Here is a 23,380-nt window from a genome sequence, read left to right as displayed (position 1 = left end):
ATCCCGTCGCCTAACTATGCCAATTCGGTGTCGCTTTCCCCGTCGAAAAAGGCGGCAAGCAGTTTCCGTTGGGCGCGCCGGAGATGGTTGTGCAGGGTAGGAGAGGAGACGCCGACGGAGTCGGCCAACTCCTCGGCGGTGGAGCCGCGTGGCCAGTCGAAGTAGCCGGCGTGGTATGCGACCTGTAGCACGGACTGTTGCCGGTCGGTAAGTGCGGTTTCGAGTGCCTGTTGGAACTCCGTCGCCGTCCGCACCGACCGCTCGATTTCGCGTTTCGCCAGCAGACCAACGCCCGGATAGGCGGCTTTCAGCCCGTCGATGAACTCACGCACGTCTGCGGTCGGAGCCAACTCACACGAGAGCGTGATGACGCCGTCGTCTGCGGTGAGTGACGTGAGACTCGCGCCGCGGTCAATAATCTCACTGGGGAGTGAGCCGCCCGTCGCCGTGAGTTCGAGCAGCGAGCCGTCGCTCGCGGCGGCGACGAGCCGGGTAGACGTGCCGACCGCTCCGAACGCTTCGAGTGCACGCTCGGCGGAGACACCCGAAACCGTGACGTAATAGAGCAGCGAGCCGTCGTTGAGCGGAACCAACCCCTCGACCGTGAGCGTACAGCCGAGCTGTGCCGACAGCTCGCCGAACAGCGAGTCGGTGTTGTCACCGCGTAGCTCCAGCTCCACGACCGCGTCAGCAAGCAGGAGCTGTTTCCACTCAATGGCGGCGAGCGTCTCGGCAATCCGGCCACCCAGCCCGCGGAGCGCCCGTTGCTCGCCACCACCGACGGTGTCGGTTGCGACGACGACGAGACAGCCGTGGTCGGTGTCGCCGGTCGTGAGCGGAATCGCGACCTGTTGCTCGTCGACAGTCAGTTCACCAGCCTCGATAGCCGTCACGGCGAGTGGGGCCACACCGTCAGGCACGTCACCGGCAGTCGCCACCGGGGAAGCTGACGCCGTAACAGGGGTATCGAACGCGGCCACGCCCGCATAGAGGTCACCGGCGACGAGCCGCTCACAGACACGGGTGAACACCCCCTGTCGGGTGCCGGTGTCAGCGAGTACGGAGCCGGCAGCGAGCGTTCGCCGCTGGGCGTCGTCGAGTCGTGGGGAGTGCGTCGCGTTCGTCGCTGTTTCGGATTTGAGTGTCACGACGAAACCATCGTGTCCTGCACCCAGCGGGGAGAGTGAGAGCGTTCCGTCGAGAGTGTCTCCATCGGGAAGGGTACAGACGACCGAGCCGCGCCATCGGCCCCCATCGAGTGCCGTCTCCCACGCGCGACTGAAGGAGTCGCCGTCGGTCGGGGTGAACAGCGAACGGAGTTCACGCCCGGCAAGCGTCGTCATGTCGTGGCCGGTCGTCGTCTCGAACTGCTCGTTCGCGCGGGTCACGTGTCCGCTTGCATCAAGCACGAGTGCGGGGACGTCAACCTCAGCGAACACCCGTTCAGGCGTGGTGTCGGCGCGGTCGAACGCCGCCGCGATGGCCGAGCGGTCCAGCCGCGCGGGGTCGTCTGCCACTCCATCAAGCCGTGTCCAGCCGCCCGAGACCATCACGGCGGCCGGCGGGACACCCCGGCGGAGTTGTGACTGAGCACAGTAGCGGCGAACGTCTGCCGTCGAGACGTCGTCGAGTTCGGCCGCCGTCGCCGCGTCGCCGACGAGCATCTGGACGCGCCGGGCCGAGAGGTCGAATATCGGTTCATCCTCACGAATCCCGTTGCTCTCGATGTAGCGGTCGAGTTCACGTTTCACCGAGGTGGGGAGATACGCATCTCGCGTGCCGTCCTCTTCGGGAACGACGAGAAAGTGGTGTGGCGTCCCGTCATGTGGGGTGACACGAATCAAGGGAGGCCGAAGCTGGACGATTTCGGTCGGCCGGAGCCCGACCTCACCACAGAGCCGGACGAGCAGCCGCGTCCGATGGGTTGTCGCCCCGTCTCGGAGCCGCTCGTACTGCTCGTCGGCAAGCCGTGTGCGGTCACCGTTCGCGGGCATCTTTCGAATTCTCTTCGCGTGGCGAAATAAGCACTCGGGCAAGATACCGAACCGCTCGCGCACCAACATCGTGGTGAAAACCGGAACGTCGTGCCGAAACCGCGCTGAGTGTGTGTCGATTGGCGGTGAGCATCCGCAGATGTTTCGAGTTGATGCGCGCTGGCGAAACGGCTACTCGTCGCGCGTTACCGTCTCGATTTCGCCGACCGTCTCGGGGTTGCGGAGCGCGGAGGTGTCACCATAGCTGTCGCCGTCGGCGATTGCACCCAGTAGTCGACGCATAATCTTCCCCGAGTGCGTCTTCGGGAGTTCGGGGATGAAGACGATCGCACCGAAGCGGGCAGTCGGGCCGAGCCGTTCGCTAACGTGGTGTTCGATGCGGTCACGGAGCTGTTCGTCACCGCTTTTGCCGTGTTTGGTACAGACGTACGCGAGTGCCGTCCCACCCCGCTCGTTCGCCTCGACGACGGCTGCCTCTGCGACCCCATTTACATCGATGATGGCACTTTCGAGCGTTGCCGGGCCGAAAGCGGTGTTGCCGACGGTGACGGTATCATCCTCACGCCCGAGGAAGGTGACGTAGCCGTCCTCGTCGATGACGGCGCGGTCGCTGGTGACGTAGTACCAGTCGTCGGCGTTCGCGCCGCTGGCCTCGGCCGCAAGCGACTGTGACATTCCGGGCCACGGTGACGTGACCGCGAGATAACCAGATTCGCCGGGAGCGACCGGTTCACCCTCCTCGTCGATGACGGCGATATCGACGCCAGGAAGCGCAGGGCCGGCACTTCCCGGCTTCATGTCGTCAACGCCGGGGAGCGTCGAGACGAGGATGCCCCCCGTCTCCGTCTGCCACCATGTGTCAACGACCGGCGTATCGCCGCCGCCGACATGGTTGCGATGCCAGTTCCACGTGCGCGGGTCGATTGGCTCACCGACCATCCCGAGCAGACGAAGCGACGAGAGATTGTGTGATTCGGGGTGTGTCTCCCCCCACTTCATGAAGGCGCGCACGGCCGTCGAGGCGGTGTAGAAGGTGTCGACGCGGTGGCGCTCGACCAACTGCCACATCCGGTCTTTCTCCGGCTGGTCGGGGGCACCCTCATACAGCAGCGTCGTCGCCCCGAGCGCGAGGGGCGCATACACCATGTAGGAGTGGCCGGTAATCCACGCCACGTCGGCGGCACACCAGTGGGTGTCGTCCGGCTTGATATCGAGGACGCTGTGGCCGGTCCACGCGACGTGGGCGAGATAGCCACCCGTCGTGTGGGTGACGCGGGACGGCTCGCCCGTCGTGCCGGAGGTGTAGATGACGAACAGCGGGTCGGTCGCAGCCCGTGACACCGGCTCGACCGTCTCGTTGCGGTGGGCGTCCAACAGCGTCTCGTAGCGGCGGTGTTCCTCGCCGAGATAGACGGCGTCATCGTCGAGTCGCCCGACGACGACCGGCTCCACGTCGTGGTCGACCGACATCCGGGCGGTGTCGGCGGTCGTGAGCTGGTTCACCGCGCTTCCGCGTCGGTAGTAGCCGTCACAGGTGACAAGATAGCCGGATTCGGTGCGGTCAAGTCGCGTCGCGAGTTCATCGGCGGAAAAGCCCGCGAAGACGACGTTGTGGAGCGCGCCGATGCGGGCACACGCCAGCATGGTGACGACCAGTTCGGGAATCACGGGAAGATAGCAGGTGACCACGTCACCGGTCTCAACGCCAAGCTCACGGAGTGCGGCGGCGGCTTCGTTCACCTCGCGGTGTAAGTCGAGATACGTGTAGAGCCGGGTGTCGCCGTCAGCTCCCTCCCAGCGGATAGCAACCCGGTTTTTGCGCGTCTCCAGATGCCGGTCAAGGCAGTTGGCAGCCGCGTTGAGCGTTCCGTCGGCGTACCACTCGACGGTGTCGTCATCGGGCAACGGCTGGTCGGGGGGTGTCTCCCACGTCAGTAGCTCGGCGGCACGCTCCCAGACGGCGTGTGATTCCGCATCAACCACCGAGTTGGAGGGACTGACGTTCGCCTGCTCTACGAACGACGCTGGAGGCGAAACCGTATCTCGGCGACCGGGTGTGTGTTCACCACTCATTCAGCTATCGGGAGACTCGGGAGAGGCATCTATAAGCGTTCGGTCAAATCTGGCTCAGAACTCGCGCAGCGCGTCGAGTCGGTCGGCGGCAGCGCCGGAGTCGATTGCCTCGCGCGCTTGGTCGAGTCCGTCCTCGATGGAGTCGGCGTCTTCGCCCGCGTAGATGCGGAGCGCGGCGTTGAGCGCGACCGCGTCGGCGAAGGCGTCTTCCCGCTCGCCGGCGAGTACAGCCTCCGTGATGGCGGCCGACTCGCCGGCCACCTCCTCGACGCCGAGGGTCTCCGACTCGAAGTCCATCCCGTAGTCGGGCGTCTCGATGGTGAAATCGTCCACGTCGCCGCCGGACCACTCGGCGACGGTCGTCGACCCCGGCCGAATGTCGTCGTACCCCTCCATCCCCTGGAACATCAGGACGCGTTCTACGTCCGAAGAGCGGGCCTCTTGGAACGTCTCGATGATGCGGACGGCGTAGGGGAGATGATAGAAGGAGCCGAGATGCGTCGACGCTTCGGCGGGGTTCGCCAGCGTCTCGATGGTGTTGACGAAGGTGCGGACACCCATCGCGGCGCGGCGGTCCGAGAGCGCGTCGATTGCCGGCGCGAAGTTGGGCTGGTAGTAGAAGCCGAAGCCGACCTCGTCGGTCATCGCCGCCGAATCTTCAGGCGCGAGGTCGGTCTCGACGCCGAGTTCATCGAGGACGTGTTTGTAGGCGTCCTGCTTCTGTGTCGGCACGCGGTCGCCCGAGTGGACGACGACGGGCGTGCCGGCCGCGGCGGCGACGAGTCCCGCGGCGACACCGAGAATCGCGGTGCGGCCCTTGCCGTCGTAGTTCGCGCCGCAGTCGACCGGGTCACAGTCGGGCGCGGCGGTATGGGTGTCGGCGGCCATCTCGTCGACGAACGCGCCCAGCTCCTCGGGCGTGTTGCGCTTCCAGCGGTTGGCGAGCCAGAACGCGCCCAGCGTCGTCTGGTCGGGTTCGCCGTCGAGAATCCGGCGGAACGCCTGGCTGGCCTGCGGGCGTGTCATGTCGTCTGCGGACTTGTGGCCCGAGCCGACGACCTCCGTCATCAGTCGGACGAGCGGCCACTCCTCCTCGGTCGCGTTCGTTGTTGCCATATCCGTTCGTGGGGGCGCGCGCGCCGAAAATCCGTCGGCTCCGGCTAGCTGGCTACTATCGTGACGCCCGCCTTTCATCCCCGATGCGTGCGTCGGTTGTGTATGGAACTCCTCCCGCTCGCCCCGGACACCCCGCACTTTTACGCCACGTTGCGGCTCTACGAGGAGCTGGTCGAGGCCGTCGCGGCGGCGTAGGAACCGAAAACGGGGTATAGCTACCCCACCTAAGAGAGATAATGAGCCAGCAGGCCGACTGGCGTATCGGACTCGACGCCACCGACGCCGCCCTCATCGACGAGTACCAGAGCGGCTTTCCCGTCACCGAACGCCCGTTTCGCGTCCTTGCCGACGAGCTTGGTATCGAGGAGTCAGAGGCACTCGACCGGGTCCAGCGGCTCCGCGAGGACGGGATTTTCCGCCGCTTCGGCGCGGTGTTGAATCCCCCCGTCATCGGTTCCTCCACGCTCGCGGCCGTCAGCGCCCCCGAGGAACGCTTCGATGAAATCGCCGCCATCATCAACAGCCACCGGCAGGTGAACCACAACTACCGGCGCGAACACGAGTGGAACATGTGGTTCGTCGTCACCGCGAGCGACCGCGACACCCGCAACGAGATTCTCGCCGACATCGAGACCGAGACCGGCTGTGCGGTCCTGAATCTCCCGATGTTGACGGACTACTACATCGACCTCGAGTTTCCGGTCGTCAACGAGGACCGCTTCGCCCGCGAGTCGCTGACCGAGACCGAGGTGAGCGCGACCCGCATCTCCGAGCAGGCCACCGGCGACCTCTCCGCGCTCGACCGCCGCCTCCTGCTCGCGATTCAGGACGGCTTTCCGCTGTCGCTGACGCCGTACGCCGACATCGCCGCCGACCTCGACGTGGACGTGGCGTCGGTGCTCGACAGCGTCGAGCGCCTGCGCGAGAACGGCTGCATCAAGCGCATCGGCTGTGTCGTCAACCACGTCGTCACCGGCTTCGACAGCAACTGCATGGTCGTCTGGAACGTCCCCGACGACAAGCTCGACGAGTACGGCGAGCGCGTCGGCAGCCTGCCGTACGTCACCCTCTGTTATCACCGCCCGCGGCGGCCCGAGCAAGGCTGGGAGTACAATCTGTTCACGATGGTCCACGGGCGCGATTCGGCGGCCGTCGACGAGGTCATCGACGAACTCGCGAGCGAGTATCTCCCCGTCAACCACGAGCGGCTCTACTCGACGGCGACGCTCAAACAGACCGGCGCACAGTACGAGCGACTCGTCGAGGAGTAAATTCGCCCCGTTTTACCCCCAAAAGAACTATCTGACATCCACCTGAACAACGCAGCGTGTCAGATAATGAAACAGTACAGGGGTGACGGCGACGACAGATGCGACTGCTGATTACGCTCGACGCCGACGCCGACGCCGAGTATCGGACCGACTACCACCACAAGCTCCGTGGACGGCTTTGGCGAGCGCTTGACGGAACGGAGTACGGGAGCGAGCACGACGACGGGGAGCCGACCGGACTCGCATTCTCGAATATCTTCCCGTGGGGACAAATTGTGGAGGACGACGAGCGGTCGCTACTCGTCGCCTCACCGCGCGAGGGGTTGTTGGCGACGATGGCGGAGTCGCTCAAGCAGCATCCGGAGTTCAACGTCGGTGACATGCCGTTCACCGTGACGGACCTCACACCCGTCGAGCCGGATGTGGGCGAACCGGGTACCCGGGGAGTCATCGAGACAGCCACCGGCGTCGTGATTCGGCTCTACGACGAGCGCCGAGAACAGTACGGCATCGACGGTGAGTCCGGGTCGCCTCCTCCTTCGAGAGTGTGTCCAACGAGTAGATGAACATGCCAACCAGTCGATTGGTTAAAATCAAAACATACCGTCGGTCGGATTCGCGCTATGCAGATTGTGAGGGGCGAGAAGCCACTAGCACAAACTGAGATGCGCTCCAGAGGGATCAGTTGAGTCTATAAAAACTCTCTCGGCCGTGATCATCCTGCCACGCGAACGCGTACAGCCGGCGGGCTGGAAGCCGTGTCAGCTGTCGCCCGTCGCTGCTTTCTCCGGTCGCGAGGTTCCACGACACACCGTCGCCGTACAGCGTCTCGTCGCGGAATTCGAACTGGTCGCCCGGATGCGCGAAGGCGTGAAGGTCACCACCACTACTGACGATGAGCACGCTGCGTCCACCGACGGAATCAGAGACGACGCCGCCTTCCGATTGAATCACGGACAGCGGGTACCCCACTGCGTCGCCGTCGTGAACAATCCCCAGTACCGTCGTTTTCGCGCTGATGTCGTCTCTGTCCCACGTCCGTTCCGGTCCTTCGCCGCGCATCGCTCGCAGGCCGAATGCCTCCTTCGACTCATATCGCTCGTAGGGCGTCATGTCGTACGCCGTTTTGGGTGAGCCACGTCGCGGGTCGCGCTCGCCGCCGTACACAGGCTGTAGCACGATGCCATCTGGATACGCCTCGCGAAACTGGTGCCATGACATCATGGACGCAGGGACGACCGGCAGTGACTCCCCGTCGAGCGGCCCAGTGATGGCTTCTCCGAGCGGTTGTTTCCACTCCGATTCAGTCTCGTGGTCGTACATCACGAGTGCGTCGTCAGCGAGCTTTCCGGAGGTACCGAACGTCAGTACCTGTCCCCCTGCCGCCCGGACGTAGACAATGCCGCTGGCACAGATTGGACACCACGTAACCGCGATCGGGAGCTGCTCGTCGGAGGCGTCTGAAGATGTGAACGTACCGGAGTGGAAGCTTCCATCGAGTACGTCGTTGACGATTTCGTGATAGCTGAGGATGCGAACCGGATACGCGCGCGGTGGATCACTTCCAACGACGATGACGTCATCGTCGTCGTCACCGAAGTACGACGAGCCAAACGACGGCTCGTCAATACTCGGAATCGAATCTTGCGGAAGCACATCCTGGATATCCATATGCAGCACACGATTGGCGTGTGTTTAATCGCTGGGTCCGCCTGCTTGTCGGAGCAAAACGGACGCAATGCGACGAACGCAGACGACGCGATTGCACGGCCGGCGTGGTTCGGAGGATTACTCCTCAACGACGAACTGCCCGGCTGCCCGTGTCCTGATTGTCACCGTCGCCACGCGGACGGTGAATGCCGTCAACAGGAAGAACGGCGACAGCGCGAAGATGAAGACATCCCCGGGTCGCTCCACTGGATATCGAGTCGAGCGCTCTCGGCGTCGTCGCTCGTCGCCGGCTGGCTGTCCACGCGGGGCCAATCTGGGGCGCTCGCTGGGCGGTGTAGCCGGTCACAACCACGGCGATTTATCTTGGCTTGGCTGTCACCACCACCATGGACATCTCCGAGACGAGTGCGGCCTGCGGGGACGTACTCGACACGCTTCGTGGCGCGATTATCGCCGAGGACGCCTTCTTCGAGGACATCCTGCTCGGACTGCTCTCGCGTGGTCACGTCCTCATCGAGGACGTTCCCGGCACCGGGAAGACCTTGACCGCGCGGTCGATGGCGACCGCACTCGGACTTTCGTTTTCCCGCATCCAGTTCACGCCCGACCTGCTCCCCTCGGACGTGACGGGCACGACGATCTACGACGAGGGCACCGGCGAGTTCGAGTTCTCCGAGGGTCCCATCTTCGCGAACGTCGTCCTCGCTGACGAGATCAACCGCGCGCCGCCGAAGACACAGGCCGCGCTGCTAGAGGCGATGGAGGAAGAACAGGTCACCGTCGACGGGACGACCTACGAACTCCCGAGTCCGTTCTTCCTCATCGCGACCCAGAACCCCGTCGAGCAGTCTGGTAACTTCCCGCTGCCCGAAGCGCAACTGGACCGCTTCAGCGTCAAGACCTCGATGGGCTACCCCGACACCGACGGCGAAATCGAGCTGTTGAAGCGGCGACTCGACCGCGTAGAGCAGTCGCCGTCGGTCGAGCCGGTCCTCGACACCGAACGCGTGGTCGGAGCACGCGAAGCGTCCGAAGCCGTTCGCATCGAGGAGGATCTGCTCGCGTACATGGTCGACGTGACACAGGCCACCCGGAGTGATCGCCGGGTCGAGGTGGGCGTCTCGCCCCGCGGAACCCAGCGACTCCTCGAGGCGACGCGGGCGGCGGCGACGCTCGCCGACCGAGATTTCGTCACGCCCGACGACGTGAAACGCGTCGCGACGCCGGTGCTCGCACACCGACTCATCTTGACGCCGGACGCGACCGTCGAGAACATCGACAAGCGAGACGTGCTCGCGGACGTGTTAGACCGCGTGGAAGTGCCGACCGTCTAGAGATCGCCCCGACGGAACCGTTGGTAGCCGACGGCGAAGGGGACCAGACCCCACGCCGCGAGGACGGCGACCGCGACGACCGGCGAGATGAACCACGTCTCGTTTTGCGCTGCGACCGCCGGCACGGGACCGACGCCGATTACCTCACCGAGCAGGTACGAGACGGCCACGTTCGGCGAGAAGAACTTGGCGAACACCGCCCAGGTCGGCGGGTTGGCGGCAATAGTGGCGGTGTTCAGCCGGAAGAGAATGAGCGCGACGATATCGATAAACTGCGTCCAGAAGACGACGAGCCCGATATACGCACCGAAAGCCGCGGTGATGACCCGCCGGGTCGTCGCCAACCCCATCGATAACCCCGTCGCGAGCGCGACGAACACCGCGGCGTAGGCGGCCGAGACGACGCCGAGTCCGAGCAGTGCGAGCGGGTCGAAGCCGTCGAACGCGACCGCCGTGACGATTCCCGAGAGAAGCGTCCCGAGACCGATAGCACCCGCGATGACGGCGGTTCTGGCGACGAACTTCCCGACCGCGAGGTCGAGCCGCGAGTGGGGAAACGAGAGCGTGAGCGCGGCCGACCCCGACGTGCGCTCGCCGACGACCGACTCGTAGCCAAAGACGATAGCAAGCAGCGGGACCAACGCCGCGAACACGAATCCGAGCACGTCGACGTACGGAGTAAACTCCGGCGTTCCGTAGAGGAACGCGCCAGCGATCCCGAGATACGCGAGCAGGAAGACGACGACCAGCCCCCACGCTCCGCGGGCGCGGCGTGCGATCCGGAGGTCGTTGCGCGCGATGGCGCGCCAGCTCACCGTCGATCACCCCTGTGACGGCGGCTCATAGGTCCGTCCCCCGGAAGCGACGGTAGCCACCGACGAGCGGGCCGACGAACCACGCGAACAGGAGCAGGACGGCCACCTCTCCGCCCAGATACCACGGCGCGTCGGGACCGAGGAACGTCCCGGTCTCGCGTCCGACGACGAACCCCTCAACGATGCGGTCGTAGACGAGCGACGGCTCGGCGCCGTAGACGAACAGCGCCCAGTCTGGCAGTCCGCCGGCGGGCGTCGCCAGTCCCAGCGCGTCCAGCACGCGCGCGAACGTCCCCCGGAGGTTCCGCCAGAACAGGACGGCGACGATGACGGCGAACGCGCCGACGGTCGCCCGACGCGGCGAGGCCGTCAGCGTCGAGAGCGCCAGCGAAATCGCAAACAGGGCGAGAGCAAACAGCAGCGTCGCGCCGAGATAGACGAGGAACGTCACGCCGTCGACCGTCCCGAACGGGTATGAGACGAGCCACCCCCCGACGAGCAGGCCGGCGAGGATGGAACCGACGATGACGGTTCCGCGGGCCGCGAACTTCCCGGCGAGCACGTCCCAGCGAGAGTGTGGTAGCGTGAGCAGGAGTGTCAGCCGGCCGGCCGCGCGGTCGGCGACGATGGCTCGGTAGCCGACCAGCAGCGCGAACACGGTGACGACGAGCGGGACGAGCCCCGACAGTTGACTCGCGTACGTCGCCACGTCGCCGCTGGTCGAACCGCCGGCGACGTAGCCGCCGGCGACGAACACGAACGCGACGAACGCCATGCCGATACGCATCGAGCGACCCTCGATTACGTCGGCGAACTCGCGGCGGGCAATCGGTCGCCACGACATCAGGCCGTGCCCCGCGTGTATTCGACGAACAGGTCTTCGAGCGACGCCTCCTCGGTCGAGAAGTCCACCACGTCGACGCCCCGCTCGTCGAGCGCGACGAGGACATCCAGCTTCGCGTCGTCCTCGCAGGTGACGACGAACTGACCGTCCTCGTCGAGCCACGCCGAGTCGACGCCTTCGGTCGCTTCGATGGTCTCGATGTGCGCCTCGTCGGGCGTATCGACGGTGATGAGCAGCTTCGTCCCACCGCCAGCCGTCTCGCGCAGTCCTTCGATGGTGTCGACGGCCGCGAGCGTGCCGTGGTGCATGATGCCGACGCGGTCGGCGACGGCCTCCACCTGTTCGAGGACGTGCGAGGAGAAGAAGACTGTCGTCCCCCGCTCGTTCTCCTCGCGGATAATCTCCCGCATCGCCTTCGCGCCGTTGGGGTCCAAGCCGCTCGTCGGCTCATCGAGGACGAGCAGGTCCGGGTTCCCGACGAGGGCCATGCCGAGCACGAGCCGTTGGGCCATCCCCTTCGAGTAGCCGCCGGCGGGACGGTCTGCGGCGTGCGTGATGTCGAGGCGGTCGAGCACGTCGAACGGCTCCCCCTCGACGCCTTTCGACTCCATGGCGAACTCGATGTGTTCGCGCCCGGTCAGCGAGTCGTAGACGGCGTACCCCTCCGGGAGCACCCCCATGTGTTTGCGGGCGGCGACGCTGTCGGCCTGACAGTCCTTTCCGAACACCTCGATGGTCCCCTTCGTCGGGCGGGCGAAGTCCAACAGCATGTTGATGGTCGTGGACTTGCCCGCGCCGTTGTGGCCGAGGAAGCCGAACACCTCACCCTCCTCGACGGTGAGATCGATACGATCGACGGCCGTCACCGAGCCGTACCGCTTGGTCACGTCCTGTGCGCGTATCGCTGGCATACTGACTGAGCGTTCAGCGGTCGGAGTGATATGTTTTCCCCACGACTACTTCTGTCGGTAGGCGTCGCGACGGTGGCCCACCCGCTCTATCGTCGCCGCCTCGGCTTCGTGAAGGTCCGCGAGGAACTCGAACAGCGCCGCGTGTCCGTCGATGCTCTCGTCGACGAGATACTCGACGTACCGGCGCTTGCGGGCGAGGTCGGTCTCGATGTCGGCGGCCGTCCGGTCGGTTCGGCGAGCGAGTTGCGCCGTCAGTTCCTCGGCGAGCGAGACGCCCTCGCCGCCGCGCGCCCACAGTTGTGTCCACGACGGGTCGTCCTCGCCGGCGAAGTAGCCGACCGCGGTGACCCGTCGTTTCCCGTCGACGTGGCGAGTGACGAGGACGATGTCGAAATCACGGGCGGCGGCGTCGGCGGTCCACGCGTCGAGTCGGGACGCGAGCGCGTCGGGATTGCGAGCGTCGACGGTCGCGATGACGCCCCCGCCCGCGGCGAGTCGCTCCGCGAGCAGGTCACCGCGTGCCGGCCCGTCCACGTCGTCGAGGACGGTGACTGCCGGATTCAACGCAGCGAGCTCTTCGCCCACGTCTGCCGTCGTGACCCGGCGCTCAGGGTCGACGTGCGCGTGGGTCGCGAGTCGGAGCGACGACTCGTGCGGGACGGCGACGCCCGCCGTGTCGCCGGCGACGACCGGCCGGCGGTCGTGCGGGACGAACGGGAGGAGGGCGTTCAGGAGGGTGGTCTTGCCGGCACCACGTCCGCCGCTGATGGCAATTCGCCCACGGTGCTCGGCGAGGAGCCAGCAGAGCGCGGCCACCTCGGCGGGGAGTCTGTCCTCGGCGACGAGTCCGGGAGCCGTCGGCGGGTCGGCCGGTCTATGACGGACCGATAGCTGTGGACCGGCGTCGGTCGTGCGGGCCAGTCCGAGCGTGCAGTCGAGGACGGTTTCGGTTCCCTCAGGCCGGACGGTGACGGTCGCGGTCGGCCGCTGCGCCGAGAGGTCGGTCCCGCCGGCCGCAGCGAGTCGGCGCACCTGCTCGCGCAGTCGGTCGGCGTCGAACTCGATGTTCGTCGGGAGCCGGCGCGTCTGCCCCTCGTCGTCGCGGTGGCGGACGGTGACTCGCCCGTCGGTGGTGGTCTCGACGGCTTCGAGTCGCTCGTCGCGCAAGGGTATCGTCAATCGGCCCTCGCCGGCGAACGCGCGGAGCACGTAGTAACAGAGGTCGTCGAGGCGGTCTGGCGGGACCGGAGACTCGACGGCCGGAGCGACGAGTCCGTGGTCGGCGAGCAGCTCGCGCGTCCGCTCGCGGGCGGTCGCGAGCCACGTCGCCGGCGTGGCGGCCGCCAGGTCGCGCCGAAAGAAGGCTGCGGCGCGCGCTCGGACCGCGTCGGGGTCGGTGGTGTCGAACTCGTCGGCCGTCGCGAGCAGGTGGCGGCGACACCGGTCGATGCGGTCGCGGTCGCCGGCCCGAAGCGGCGGCTCGTCGACGGCGTACTTGCGGGTGAAGCTGTCCGTGCCGAGCGTGTCGTCGCGGTAGCGAACGACCGGTATCTCGTAGCCGCAAAACCGGACGGTCTCGCGGGCGAGCCGCTCGCTCGCCAGCCGGGCCACGCGGTCGGCGTCGGCTTCGAACGCCGTCACGGCAGGGGCAAACCGCTCGGTATGGACGGCGACCGTCGCACCCGTGTCGACCGCCTCGATACGAGGGTCGAGCGCGAGCGGCGTCAGCTCGCCGAGTCCGCGGTGGGTCGCACGGAGGTGGTAGTCGAGGCGGCGGGTCGACGCGGGCGGGCCGCCGTGGACACGGTCACGGGCCTCGCGCCACGACGCCGGCAGCGGTGCGCCGAACTGTTCGCGAACGCCCGTCGCGGTCCGCGGGGGGTCGGAGTCTACGTCGGTGAGATAATCGGACACGGTATCGAGCGCGTCGCGCCCGTCGGGCGAGAGGGACGGCTCGCGCACCGCATAGGAGAACGGCGCACCGGTCGACCGCTCGCGAATCGTCGCGACGACGCCCGGCGACACCGCGTACTGTGCGCGAACGTCGGGGGCGTACCACGCTTCCGGGTCGTCCGGGGCGACGGGGGGTGGAATCTCCACGGCTGTGTTCAGTATCGAGTTAGTGGAAAAATGTGTTGTGGTCGCGAGGGCGGAGAGTGATATACGAGGGACCAGAACGGAGGCGTATGTCCCCCTCACCTATCAGTATCGTCGCGACGCTCGGGCCGGCGTCCGACGAGCGAAGTCAGATTGCGGCGCTTGCCGACGCCGGCGTCTCCATCGCGCGGCTCAACGCCAGCCATGGCGCGACCGACGACCGCGCGACGGCCATCGACCACGTCCGCAGCGTCGACGCCGAGCGCGACGACACGCTGGCCGTCATGCTCGATCTGCCCGGCCCGGAGATTCGGACCGCACCCACCGACGACCCCGTCCACATCGAAACGGGGAGCGAACTCCGGCTCACGACCGGCGACACCGTCACCGCGACCGAGGTCGGCGTGTCACAGTCGCTGTCGGGCGTGGAGCCGGGCGACCGCGTCCTCTTGGACGACGGGCGTATCGAGACGACCGTCGAGCGCGTCGACGGCGAAACGGTGGTCGTCACCGTCGACGACGGCGGCGACCTCGGCAGCCGGAAGGGGGTGAACGTCCCGCGCGTGGACCTCGGACTCGACGTTATCACCGAGCGCGACGAGCGGGAACTCGACCTCGCGGCCGAGGCCGAAGTCGACTTCGTGGCGGCGTCGTTCGTGCGCGACGGCGACGACGTGTACCGCATCATCGAGGCGTTGGAGGCGCGCGACGCCGAGATACCGGTCGTCGCAAAAATCGAGCGCTCCGACGCCGTCGCGAACCTCGACTCCATCGTGGAGACGACAGACGGGGTGATGGTGGCACGCGGCGACCTCGGCGTCGAGTGTCCACTGGAGACGGTGCCGCTCATTCAAAAGCGCATCATCCGGCGGTGTCACGAGGCCGGCGTGCCGGTCATCACGGCGACGGAGATGCTCGACTCGATGGTGACGGCCGGCCGACCGACGCGGGCCGAGGCGACCGACGTGGCGAATGCCGTCCTCGACGGGACGGACGCCGTCATGCTATCGGGCGAGACGGCGATCGGCGACCATCCCGTACACGTCGTGGAGACGATGGACCGTATCGTCCGGGATGTGACCGACAGCGAGGAGTACGCCGAACTCCGCGAGCAGCGGGTGCCGGCCGCGGGCGAGTCGGCGACGGACGCGCTCGCCCGGTCGGCCCGCTATCTCGCCCGCGACGTGGGAGCCTCCACCATCGTCGTCGCCTCGGAGTCCGGCTACACCGCGCGCAAGGTGGCAAAGTACCGCCCTGAGACCCCAATCGTCGCCGCGACGCCCGACGACAGCGTCCGCCGCCGGCTGGTGTTGAGCGGCAACGTCACGCCGGTCCGGGTGGACCTCTCCGGCGACGGAGCCGACGCCGTCATCCACGACGCCATCGCCGCCGCGCTCGATTCGGGAATTGCGGCCTCCGGCGAGACGGTCGTCGCGCTCGCGGGGATGATGAACGACATCAGCGGCGTCGACACGACGAACACGCTGAAGATACACACCGCTGCGGCCGTGCTCGCGACCGGGCGCGTCGCCGTCAGTGGATACCAGACCGGTCTCGTCCACCGAGTCGAACGCGACCTCGCCGAGGTGCCAGACGGCGCGATTGCCGTCCTCGACGACGGCTTCGACGACGGCCTCACCGGCGAGATCCCGGACCTCGCCGGTATCATCGACGCGCGAGGCGGGCTGACGAGCTACGCGGCCGTCCTCGCGCGGGAACTCGAACTCCCGATGCTTGTGGGGACCGTCCTACCGGAGGAGATAGCGGACGGAACGACCGTCACCGTGGACGCGAATCGCGGGGTCGTCTACGAGGGCCGCGTGGACCGCGCTCACGCCGACCTGCCCGCCGGGACGGGTCAGTAGCCGCCCGTCTCGCCTCTGACCCAGTCGGCGAGGTCGGTGGTGACCCCTTCGGCGACGTTGCTCGGCCGGAAATACTCGTTCGGGGTCGACTGGCCCTCGCCGCTCACGAACAGGTGATTGAGCGACGGGTAAGCGTCGAACCGGCCGGGCGTCGTCTCCTGCCAGCGCCCGAAGTCGCGCTCGACGCTCACCTGATAGTCGCGCTCGCCCTGCAGGAAGTAGAGCGGTCGGTCGAGGTCGCCGGCGGTCGCGACCTGGTCGTACGCCTGGAGCTCTCGCCAGTAGGCCGGACCGCCGAGTCCGAACGGTCGCTCGCCGGCGTCGAGAGTTCCGTTGCGAATCCGGGTAATCGTCTCCTCGACCGACGCGAGTCGCCGTTCGTCGCCGTCGGAAATCTCACCGTCCAGCGAGAGCAGATACCGCATCTGCTCAGGAATCAGTTCCACCAACGGGCGGGCTGGTGCAGCGAGCATCGCGCCGCCGGCGAGCGAATCGTCGCGCGCTAACAGCCGCGGGACGAGCATTCCACCGAGGCTGTGTCCCACGACCGCCGTCCGGGAGACGCGCTCCTGTTCGCACAGCGTCGCGGCCGCCGTAAGCGCGTCGTCGGTGACGGTCGCGTCGAGCGAGAGCGCGGCGGGGTCCACGTTGCAGGCGCTCGTGCGCTTTCCGTACCGGAGGACGGCGACCCCGTTGCTCGCTAGCCCCATTGCGAGGTCTCGAAACGGCTTGTTCGGCCCAACTGTCGAGTCCATATCGAGAGGACCGCTCCCGTGGACGAGCACGACACCCGGAACCGAGTCGTCCCCAGTCGGGAGGGTGAGTTCGGCCGGCAGGGTGCAGCCGTCGCCGGTATCGAGCGAAAGCGACTGCGCGGTGAACGCGCTGGTGTCGGCGTACGCCGGTGGGCTGTACGTCCCCGCGCTGGGGAACTGGATGCCAGCGATCCGGCCGGCGTCGTCGTAGACCAGTCGGATGATTACCCGACCGCCGGTGAATCTGACCACCGCGTCGGTGACGAGAAACTCCTGCTGGGTGGCCGACTGAACGGTCGCGATTTCGACGTACTCGCCGAGTCCCTCGGTCTGTGTCGTCCAGACGGACTCGAGCGTCGCAGCGTCTAGCTGCTGTGTGACGGCGTCGGTGTACTCGTACTCCTCGATCGCCGTCGTGTACTCGCCGTCGACGAGACGTTCGACGTACGCGCGGGTGCGGTCGCGCAGTGCGACGGCGGTCGGTCCAGCGGGCGTCGGACTCGCTGTCTCCGTATCTGTCGGCGTCTCCGTCGACGTGTCGGTCTCGGTCGCCGTCGGCTCGTCGCTGCTACAGCCCGCAAGCAGGAAAGAAGCCGTGACGCCGGCCGTCTGGAGGAGTCTGCGGCGCGTCTGCATAGTGACAACAGAACGGAGAGACACATAACCGTTGCCCCGGCTCAGGCGAGACGCCCGCTCGCGATGGCGGCCCCCTCGTCGAGCGCCTCCAGTTTCGCCCACGCGATTTCGGGACTGACCATGCCGAGTCCGGCTTGTGTGCCGAAGCCGCAGTCCGGTGCGGCGACGAGTGGCGTGTCGTCGTCGACGGCGTCGGCGACCCGTTCGAGCCGGTCGGCGATTGTCTCGGGGTGGTCGATGATGTTCGTCTTCACGTCGACGACGCCCGGAATCAGCGTCCACCCGTCGGGGACGGGGTGTTCGGCGAAGGCGCGGTACTCGTGTTGGTGGCGGTGGTTCGCCTGTTCGACACTGAGACCCGTGATGTCGGCCTCGTACAGGATAGGTAACATCTCCGCGAGGTCGGTGTCGCGGTGGCCCGGTCCCTCGTAGCTCCCCCAACAGGTGTGGAGCCGCACCTGTTCGGCGGGGACGTTCTCCAGCGCGTCGTTGAGCGCCTCGACGTGGAGTCGGCTGGCCTGCTTGATTTCCTCCAGCGAGGCGTCGGCGTAGGCGTCGGTCTGGCCGACGGTGAGCAATTCGGGGGCGTCGATCTGGAGGGTGTAGCCGGCCTCGGCGAGCAGTCCGTACTCAGTCTGCATCGCGTCGGCGGCGGCGAACAGATACTCCTCGTAGTCGCCGTAGTGCTCGTCGACGTGCGTGGCGGTGACCACGCTCGGCGAGGCGCTCGTGACGAACGTGTCGTCGAACGTCGCGCCGGTCGCGTCGAGCGCGTCCTCGAAGACGGCGAGTTCGGTCTCGGCCTCCTCGCGGCCGGTGTACTCGAGTGGCCCGGTGACGACCGGATGCTCGGAGAGGTCGAGTACGTCGGTGGTGAACGTCTCGTCGGCGTACTCGGGGTAGTCCTGCAGGTCGGCCCACAGCGCCGTGGTCTCGGTCCCCTCGATACCGCTGAGCCGGTTTTTCACGTACCAGTTGAACGAGACGCGGGGCTGTTCGCCGCCGTTGGCGATGTCGATACCGGCGTCGACCTGCCGCCGGACGACCGTCTCGGTCGCCTCGCGTACCGTCTCGGCCCACTCTTGTTCGTCCACCTGCTCGCCGTCTTGTCGCCGTTTCAGGAGGTCGAGCAGTTCCGGGGGACGCGGGAGGCTACCGATGTGTGTCGTCGGAATCTGCCGTGAGTCGTTTGGCATACTCAGTAATACTTGTGCGTAGAAATATAACTGTGGGTTTTCTACTCCGTCGGTTGGGTCGGCGGCCGGAGCAGGAGCGCGGTGAGTCCGGCAGCCATCGCGAGCACCCCACCGAGACCGAACGCGGTGTACCAACCGGTCCGGGTGACGAGCCACGCCACGACGGCACCACCGAAGACGCCGCCCCACATCTTCCCCGAGTACAACAGCGCGTAGTTCGAAGAAGAGTGTGTCAGGCCGTAGTACTCGCCGACGATACTGGGAAAGAGAGTGTACTGGGGACTCCAGAAGAACACCGCGAGGACGACGCTGGCGACGAAGAGCGTGGGCGCGCCGGCGCTGGCAGCGTACACCAGCCCGGCGACGCCGATTCCACACAGCAGAAAGGAGACGGCCATCATCCGCCGGCGCTCGAACCGGTCGGAGAACTCACCCATGACGAGTCGACCGACGCCCGCGGCGACGGGGAGCACGGTCGCCGACAGGGTCGCGGTGTCGAGACTCGCTCCCAGAATTCGGATGCGGTCGGCCAGGTTCGTCGCCTCAGCGAAGGAGACCACCTGTGCGGTCACCATCAGCCCAGCTCCGCTCACGGCGATGAACATCGCGTACATCACCCAAAACTGCCACGTCCGGAGCGTCTCGCGCCACGTGAACTGGTGGGGACGGCTCCTCGTCGTGTCGCTTTCCTCGTCTCGGGTCTGCCACTCGGTCGGCGGGTCACGGATGACTACCGCGGCCACCAACACGAGCAGGCCGATGAGGATGCCCATGTTCCGGAGTACCTCGCTGTAGGCCCCGACGGTCTCGTTCGCCCGGACGTAGGGGACGAACAGCGCCGAGCCGCCGGCGAAGGCCATCGTTCCGACGCCGGTCGTCAGTCCCCGCCGGTCTGGAAACCACTTCAGCGCCGTGTTGACCGAGACGGTGTAGACGATACCGACGCCGACAGCCCCGAGCGCGTAGAAGAGATACAGCTGCCAGACGGCCGTCGCGTACGCTAAGCCGACGTAGCCGCCACCGGCGAGCAGGGCGGCGAGCGTGGTAATTCGTCTCGGCCCGTGGCGGTCGCGCCACCAGCCGACCGGGAACTGCGAGCCGGCCTGTAAGATGACGAAGACGGTGAAAATCGGGGCGAGGACGGCCGGCTCAACGCCAAAATCCGTCGCGAGCGGCCCCTCGATAGAGGACCAGACGTACTGATACGGGCTGATGACGCCCATCGCGCCCGCCGCGGCGACGATGAGCCACCACCGCGAGTAGCCCAACTCCTCGCGTGCGCGCGCTGCCGGGTCGGCTCCACTCGAACTCATTGTCCATCCTCTGCGACGGGGACGGGTATTCGTACCGGTCGCGGGCCGTCACTCAATCGCCGCACCGAGCGTGACGGCCGTCGTCAACGAATGGCGACGGGTCGGTCACGTGATGTGTGTCACCGGCTGTCGCCGAAAGTGTTGGCCTACGCCGACTCCAGTCGCGTCTTCAGGTTCTGGAGGGCCGTCTCCAGTTCGCGTTCGTTGTAGCGTTCGGCGAAGGGACGGACGACGGCTTCGAGCACCGAGGACGGCAGTTCGTACGAGGCGCTGTAGGTGACACGCGTCCCGTCGTCGGTCGTCTCGAACTCCCACGTCAGTTCGCCCGACAGCGGCCCTTCGACCATGTCGAACACGACGCGGGACTCCGGCTCGTACGTCGTGGTCTCCAGCGTGCCGTCCAGCGAGACGCCGGCCATCGTGTACGTGTAATCGAGTCGCTTCCCGTCGTCGCCGCGGTCCTCGACGCTGCGTACGTCCGACAGCGACGGCGTGATTTCGGCCTGGTTGTGCGGGTCGTCCATGTACGCGAACACGTCCGAGAGCGGGGCGTCGATGGCGACGGTTTCACTGACCGAGAGCATACTCGAAATCAGGTGCGGCGGCGGCAAAAAGGTCAGCCCGCGACCCCACGACACTATGCCGATGGGAGTCTTAGCCCGCGGCATGAGCGACCACGAGACGCGCGCAGCGGCGATGGACGACGCGGCGGTGGACACCTTCCTCCGCGAGCAGGGGACCGGCGTCTTATCGCTCGCCGACGGCAACGAGGCGTACGCCGTCCCCGTCTCCTTCGGCTACGAGACCGGCCGCGCACTCTTCGGTTTCTACACCTTCGGCGAGGCGAGCATGAAACAGCAGTTCGCCGAACACACCGACCGAGCCTGTCTCACCGTCTACGACGTGGACGAACAGACCGACTGGAAGAGCGTGCTCGCCTTCGGCCCGCTCACCGAACTCGGGCAGGAGTCGTGGGGCGACATCGGCGAGCTCATCAGCGACAACGCGTGGACGCCCGACCTCTCGGGAGTCGGCACCCGCCGACTCTCGATTACGGGGTACGAGCTCGAAATCGAGGAGGTCACCGGCCTGCAGGGCGACTCGGCGTAACCGGTGTGACAGAAGGGATTTATCAGCCGATTCCCGAGTCGTAGCCATGAACGGGCGCACGCGGCGCGAACTGCTTGCCGGCGGGCTAACCGTCGGACTCGCCGGACTCGCCGGCTGTGCAAACAGCGGCGGCGATGGCGGCGGAGCCGGAGCCGGAACCCCGAGAGCGACCGACACGCCGACGGCCACCCCCACCGCACCGACGTACGACACGTCCCTCGCGCACGACGCGACCGCCTGGGACGGCTACGACCCCGAGTGGACCGCGCCGACCACGAATCCCGAAGGCGAGTACGACATCGAGGTGCTCGTCGAGAATCTCGACGTGCCGTGGGACCTCTCTTTTGTCGGAGAGCGGCTGTTCATCACCGAGCGGACGGGCCGGGTCAGGGTGTACGACTCCGGGACCGTCTCCGACATCGCCGCCCCGCAGGACGCCATCGACGCCGGCTCGGTCGAACCGGGCAGCGACGACGCCTCGTGGTTCGTGAAAGGCGGCGAGGGCGGGACGATGGGCGTCGCCGCCCACCCGAACTACCCGGAGCCGCCGCTGGTGTACGTCTACTACACCGTTCAGACGGACGACGGCATCGAGAATCGGCTCGCGTATCTCGACGCCAGCGCGGACGACCCCGCGGCACACAGCAAGGTGCTCCTCACGACGCCGGCCGCGAACATCCACAACGGCGGCCGCATTGCCTTCGGGCCGGCGAACTATCTGTGGGTGACGACCGGCGACGCGAACGACCCTGACAGCGCCGCCGACCCCGCCTCTCTCGCAGGAAAAATTCTGCGCGTCACGCCGGAGGGTGAGCCGGCACCCGACAACCCCGGCTTCGACGCGCCGGAGGCGTACACGATGGGCCACCGGAACCCGTAGGGTATCGACTGGCTCCCGGACGCGACGCCGATTATCGACGAACACGGCCCCGGTCCGGACGAGGTGAACCGCCTCGTCCCCGGGGAGGATTACGGCTGGCCGGAAGCCCGGCGTCCCGAGAGCTACGCCGGCACCGACTACCACCGGCCGCTGGCGAGCGGGGCGGTTCCACAGACGGTGTGGGCACCGTCGGGGGCGACGTTCCACGACGGCGACGGTCCGCTCGCCGGTCGGTATCTCGTCGGCGCGCTCGCTGGCCAACAGCTCGTCGCGTTCACGCTCACCCGCGAGGGCGAGACGCCGCCGCTCGGCGAGACTGGCGTGCGCTACGAAGCCGACTGGCTCGACGACGAGTACACGGCCACGAGCCACACGCTCTTGACGGACGAACTCGGACGGATTCGCCACGTCGAAACCGGACCCGACGGCGCGCTCTACGCGATTACCTCGAACCGAGACGGTCGGGCCGGCGAGGAGTTTCCCCGCGAGCGCGACGACGTGCTCGTCCGTATCACGGCGGCTTAGTTCGACCCGTCCGTCAGCCCCAAATCGGCGGCCGCCAGCTCCGCGACCTGCTCCCGGATGGCGGGGTCGACCGTCGCGACCTGCTCGCCGTCGTGGCGACTCTCGTTGTGGCGTTCGAGCGCGTCGCCGACGGTGTCGAGCGGGAGTCGCGTCTCGGTTCCACACTCCGGACAGCGAATCGGCACGGTGGGCTGGTCGTCGCTCACGCTTGCCGTCGGGCGAGAGACGGGGAAAAATCTTCCTACAGTGAGAGTCGCCGCCGGATGCGCGCCAACAGCCCGCCGGCTCCGTCGTCGAGACCGAGCTCCGTGGCGATGGCGTCGAGTTCGGCGTCGTCGTAGCGGTCGTCGCCGCGGGCGTCTGCGAGCCACGTCTCCCACTCCGTCTCCGAGAGGACGCCGCGCGACCGGTCGCTCCACTCGGCGCGAAACGCCTCCATCGACGGGACGGGTACGTCCATCTGGCCGCCGCCCCAGTAGAGCGGCGAGAGCACGAACGCAGCGTCGGCGTCGTCGCTGGGTTCGAACCGATAGGGATACTCCTCGTAATGAAACACGTCTTCGGGGGTGACCGTCTCCCCCGACGGGAGCTCAAGCGTCTCCATACCAGACGTAGCCGTCGGAGTCGGAAAGCGATTTGGCTACATCACCTGTGTCGTCTCCGCCACGTCGAACCGGACGATTTCGGGGTCGCCACCGAGGAAGGTGGGTAGCGCCTCCTGAAAAGCGGCGAAGTGGTCGCTCTCGCTGTGTGCGCCGAGGGCGCTCTCGTCTTCGTACCGTTCGATGATGTGGACGAGCGTGTCGTCCTCGGCATCGACGGTGACGCGGTACTCGACGACACCCGACTCGGCTCTGGACTGTTCACCGAGCTCGCGCAGTGCGTCGAGTCCGTCCTCGCGGGCGTCGGGGCTGAGCGGTATCGTGGCGTGTTGGACAATCATCGCCTACACCGTCGCACACGCGATATAAAAA

The 23,380-nt window shown here is 66.9% G+C and carries 21 protein-coding genes and 1 pseudogene; 6 read left to right on the top strand and 16 right to left on the bottom strand.

The features are described 5' to 3' along the window. Positions 1-14: 14 nt before the first annotated feature. The 3 genes from DMP03_RS06290 to DMP03_RS06280 all read right to left on the bottom strand — a co-directional run bounded on the left by DMP03_RS06290 (position 15) and on the right by DMP03_RS06280 (position 5,183). Positions 15-1,994 (bottom strand): bacterio-opsin activator domain-containing protein, encoded by a 1,980-nt coding sequence (locus DMP03_RS06290; protein ID WP_172967089.1) that lies wholly within the window; start codon positions 1,992-1,994, stop codon positions 15-17. A 171-nt stretch (positions 1,995-2,165) separates the two neighbouring features. After that, positions 2,166-4,067 (bottom strand): acetate--CoA ligase, encoded by a 1,902-nt coding sequence (locus DMP03_RS06285; RefSeq protein WP_152119849.1) that lies wholly within the window; start codon positions 4,065-4,067, stop codon positions 2,166-2,168. A 54-nt stretch (positions 4,068-4,121) separates the two neighbouring features. Next, complete coding sequence (locus DMP03_RS06280; protein WP_152119848.1) at positions 4,122-5,183, bottom strand: anthranilate phosphoribosyltransferase; 1,062 nt, start codon at positions 5,181-5,183, stop codon at positions 4,122-4,124. Positions 5,184-5,416: 233 nt separating this feature from the next. Between DMP03_RS06280 and ahbB the strand changes: the two genes are divergently transcribed. Further along, positions 5,417-6,454: a siroheme decarboxylase subunit beta gene (gene ahbB, locus DMP03_RS06275; protein WP_394349303.1), complete on the top strand. Its 1,038-nt coding sequence runs from the start codon at positions 5,417-5,419 to the stop codon at positions 6,452-6,454. 98 nt (positions 6,455-6,552) lie between these two features. Beyond that, the gene (locus DMP03_RS06270) at positions 6,553-7,020 is read left to right on the top strand and encodes a hypothetical protein (RefSeq protein WP_152119846.1); all 468 of its coding nucleotides are present in this window, start codon (positions 6,553-6,555) and stop codon (positions 7,018-7,020) included. Between the two features lie 115 nt (positions 7,021-7,135). On the opposite strand, the gene DMP03_RS06265 is transcribed toward DMP03_RS06270, so the two are convergent. Together DMP03_RS06265 and DMP03_RS14760 are read right to left on the bottom strand one after the other, a co-directional pair. Continuing rightward, the gene (locus DMP03_RS06265) at positions 7,136-8,125 is read right to left on the bottom strand and encodes a DUF3179 domain-containing (seleno)protein (protein ID WP_152119845.1); all 990 of its coding nucleotides are present in this window, start codon (positions 8,123-8,125) and stop codon (positions 7,136-7,138) included. A 117-nt stretch (positions 8,126-8,242) separates the two neighbouring features. Further along, positions 8,243-8,371, bottom strand: coding sequence for a hypothetical protein (locus DMP03_RS14760; RefSeq protein WP_263969972.1), 129 nt, complete (start codon positions 8,369-8,371; stop codon positions 8,243-8,245). A gap of 140 nt (positions 8,372-8,511) precedes the next feature. Here DMP03_RS14760 and DMP03_RS06260 point away from each other — a divergent pair, with 140 nt between their 5' ends. Further along, positions 8,512-9,459: an AAA family ATPase gene (locus DMP03_RS06260; RefSeq protein ID WP_152119844.1), complete on the top strand. Its 948-nt coding sequence runs from the start codon at positions 8,512-8,514 to the stop codon at positions 9,457-9,459. Here the strand turns inward: DMP03_RS06260 and DMP03_RS06255 are convergent. The 4 genes from DMP03_RS06255 to DMP03_RS06240 are packed head-to-tail and all read right to left on the bottom strand — an operon-like array spanning position 9,456 to position 14,129. After that, a complete protein-coding gene (locus tag DMP03_RS06255) occupies positions 9,456-10,274 on the bottom strand; it encodes an ABC transporter permease (RefSeq protein ID WP_152119843.1) in 819 nt (272 codons plus the stop codon). The two genes, DMP03_RS06260 and DMP03_RS06255, sit on opposite strands and share 4 nt — an antisense overlap. A gap of 25 nt (positions 10,275-10,299) precedes the next feature. Continuing rightward, positions 10,300-11,118, bottom strand: a complete 819-nt coding sequence (locus DMP03_RS06250; protein ID WP_152119842.1) for an ABC transporter permease — start codon at positions 11,116-11,118, stop codon at positions 10,300-10,302. Then, a complete protein-coding gene (locus DMP03_RS06245) occupies positions 11,118-12,029 on the bottom strand; it encodes an ABC transporter ATP-binding protein (protein ID WP_152119841.1) in 912 nt (303 codons plus the stop codon). Before DMP03_RS06245 ends, DMP03_RS06250 begins: the two co-directional genes overlap by 1 nt. Before the next feature lie 45 nt (positions 12,030-12,074). Further along, positions 12,075-14,129 carry an ATPase, T2SS/T4P/T4SS family gene (locus DMP03_RS06240; RefSeq protein WP_152119840.1) on the bottom strand — a complete coding sequence of 685 codons (2,055 nt, stop codon included), beginning with the start codon at positions 14,127-14,129 and terminating at the stop codon, positions 12,075-12,077. Positions 14,130-14,215: 86 nt separating this feature from the next. Here DMP03_RS06240 and pyk point away from each other — a divergent pair, with 86 nt between their 5' ends. Beyond that, entirely contained in the window at positions 14,216-15,991 is a 1,776-nt protein-coding gene (gene pyk, locus DMP03_RS06235; protein WP_152119839.1) for a pyruvate kinase, read from the top strand. Here the strand turns inward: pyk and DMP03_RS06230 are convergent. From DMP03_RS06230 to DMP03_RS06215, 4 genes are all read right to left on the bottom strand, one after another. Next, positions 15,985-17,382, bottom strand: a complete 1,398-nt coding sequence (locus DMP03_RS06230; RefSeq protein ID WP_152119838.1) for an alpha/beta fold hydrolase — start codon at positions 17,380-17,382, stop codon at positions 15,985-15,987. The two genes, pyk and DMP03_RS06230, sit on opposite strands and share 7 nt — an antisense overlap. A 41-nt stretch (positions 17,383-17,423) precedes the next feature. Beyond that, positions 17,424-18,578: a cobalamin-independent methionine synthase II family protein gene (locus tag DMP03_RS06225; RefSeq protein ID WP_152119837.1), complete on the bottom strand. Its 1,155-nt coding sequence runs from the start codon at positions 18,576-18,578 to the stop codon at positions 17,424-17,426. Between the two features lie 41 nt (positions 18,579-18,619). Continuing rightward, positions 18,620-19,891 carry an OFA family MFS transporter gene (locus DMP03_RS06220; protein ID WP_152119836.1) on the bottom strand — a complete coding sequence of 424 codons (1,272 nt, stop codon included), beginning with the start codon at positions 19,889-19,891 and terminating at the stop codon, positions 18,620-18,622. A gap of 146 nt (positions 19,892-20,037) precedes the next feature. Continuing rightward, positions 20,038-20,475, bottom strand: a complete 438-nt coding sequence (locus DMP03_RS06215) for an SRPBCC family protein (protein WP_152119835.1) — start codon at positions 20,473-20,475, stop codon at positions 20,038-20,040. A 61-nt stretch (positions 20,476-20,536) separates the two neighbouring features. Here DMP03_RS06215 and DMP03_RS06210 point away from each other — a divergent pair, with 61 nt between their 5' ends. After that, positions 20,537-21,001, top strand: coding sequence for a pyridoxamine 5'-phosphate oxidase family protein (locus tag DMP03_RS06210; RefSeq protein ID WP_225870724.1), 465 nt, complete (start codon positions 20,537-20,539; stop codon positions 20,999-21,001). Positions 21,002-21,047: 46 nt separating this feature from the next. Next, positions 21,048-22,406: pseudogene (locus tag DMP03_RS06205) on the top strand (PQQ-dependent sugar dehydrogenase). Here the strand turns inward: DMP03_RS06205 and DMP03_RS06200 are convergent. The 3 genes from DMP03_RS06200 to DMP03_RS06190 are packed head-to-tail and all read right to left on the bottom strand — an operon-like array spanning position 22,403 to position 23,349. After that, positions 22,403-22,612 (bottom strand): hypothetical protein, encoded by a 210-nt coding sequence (locus DMP03_RS06200; protein WP_152119834.1) that lies wholly within the window; start codon positions 22,610-22,612, stop codon positions 22,403-22,405. The pseudogene DMP03_RS06205 and the gene DMP03_RS06200 overlap by 4 nt on opposite strands. 35 nt (positions 22,613-22,647) lie before the next feature. Continuing rightward, entirely contained in the window at positions 22,648-23,010 is a 363-nt protein-coding gene (locus DMP03_RS06195; protein ID WP_152119833.1) for a hypothetical protein, read from the bottom strand. A 36-nt stretch (positions 23,011-23,046) separates the two neighbouring features. Then, a complete protein-coding gene (locus DMP03_RS06190; protein ID WP_152119832.1) occupies positions 23,047-23,349 on the bottom strand; it encodes a putative quinol monooxygenase in 303 nt (100 codons plus the stop codon). Positions 23,350-23,380: the final 31 nt, after the last annotated feature.

The organism is Halosegnis rubeus (assembly GCF_009184545.1).
Lineage (GTDB): Archaea > Halobacteriota > Halobacteria > Halobacteriales > Haloarculaceae > Halosegnis > Halosegnis rubeus.
The sequence above is the reverse complement of the archived record's forward strand: the minus strand, read 5'-3'. Positions and strand labels throughout refer to the sequence as shown.

Coding starts and splice junctions, on each gene's coding strand:
- DMP03_RS06210 (WP_225870724.1), top strand. CDS start 20,537: ATGGGAGTCTTAGCCCGCGGCATGAGCGACCACGAGACGCGCGCAGCG.
- DMP03_RS06220 (WP_152119836.1), bottom strand. CDS start 19,891: ATGAGTTCGAGTGGAGCCGACCCGGCAGCGCGCGCACGCGAGGAGTTG.
- DMP03_RS06280 (WP_152119848.1), bottom strand. CDS start 5,183: ATGGCAACAACGAACGCGACCGAGGAGGAGTGGCCGCTCGTCCGACTG.
- DMP03_RS06195 (WP_152119833.1), bottom strand. CDS start 23,010: ATGGAGACGCTTGAGCTCCCGTCGGGGGAGACGGTCACCCCCGAAGAC.
- DMP03_RS06225 (WP_152119837.1), bottom strand. CDS start 18,578: ATGCCAAACGACTCACGGCAGATTCCGACGACACACATCGGTAGCCTC.
- pyk (WP_152119839.1), top strand. CDS start 14,216: ATGTCCCCCTCACCTATCAGTATCGTCGCGACGCTCGGGCCGGCGTCC.
- DMP03_RS06290 (WP_172967089.1), bottom strand. CDS start 1,994: ATGCCCGCGAACGGTGACCGCACACGGCTTGCCGACGAGCAGTACGAG.
- DMP03_RS06250 (WP_152119842.1), bottom strand. CDS start 11,118: ATGTCGTGGCGACCGATTGCCCGCCGCGAGTTCGCCGACGTAATCGAG.
- DMP03_RS06230 (WP_152119838.1), bottom strand. CDS start 17,382: ATGCAGACGCGCCGCAGACTCCTCCAGACGGCCGGCGTCACGGCTTCT.
- DMP03_RS06285 (WP_152119849.1), bottom strand. CDS start 4,067: ATGAGTGGTGAACACACACCCGGTCGCCGAGATACGGTTTCGCCTCCA.
- DMP03_RS06245 (WP_152119841.1), bottom strand. CDS start 12,029: ATGCCAGCGATACGCGCACAGGACGTGACCAAGCGGTACGGCTCGGTG.
- DMP03_RS06215 (WP_152119835.1), bottom strand. CDS start 20,475: ATGCTCTCGGTCAGTGAAACCGTCGCCATCGACGCCCCGCTCTCGGAC.
- DMP03_RS06190 (WP_152119832.1), bottom strand. CDS start 23,349: ATGATTGTCCAACACGCCACGATACCGCTCAGCCCCGACGCCCGCGAG.
- DMP03_RS06270 (WP_152119846.1), top strand. CDS start 6,553: ATGCGACTGCTGATTACGCTCGACGCCGACGCCGACGCCGAGTATCGG.
- DMP03_RS06265 (WP_152119845.1), bottom strand. CDS start 8,125: ATGGATATCCAGGATGTGCTTCCGCAAGATTCGATTCCGAGTATTGAC.
- DMP03_RS06260 (WP_152119844.1), top strand. CDS start 8,512: ATGGACATCTCCGAGACGAGTGCGGCCTGCGGGGACGTACTCGACACG.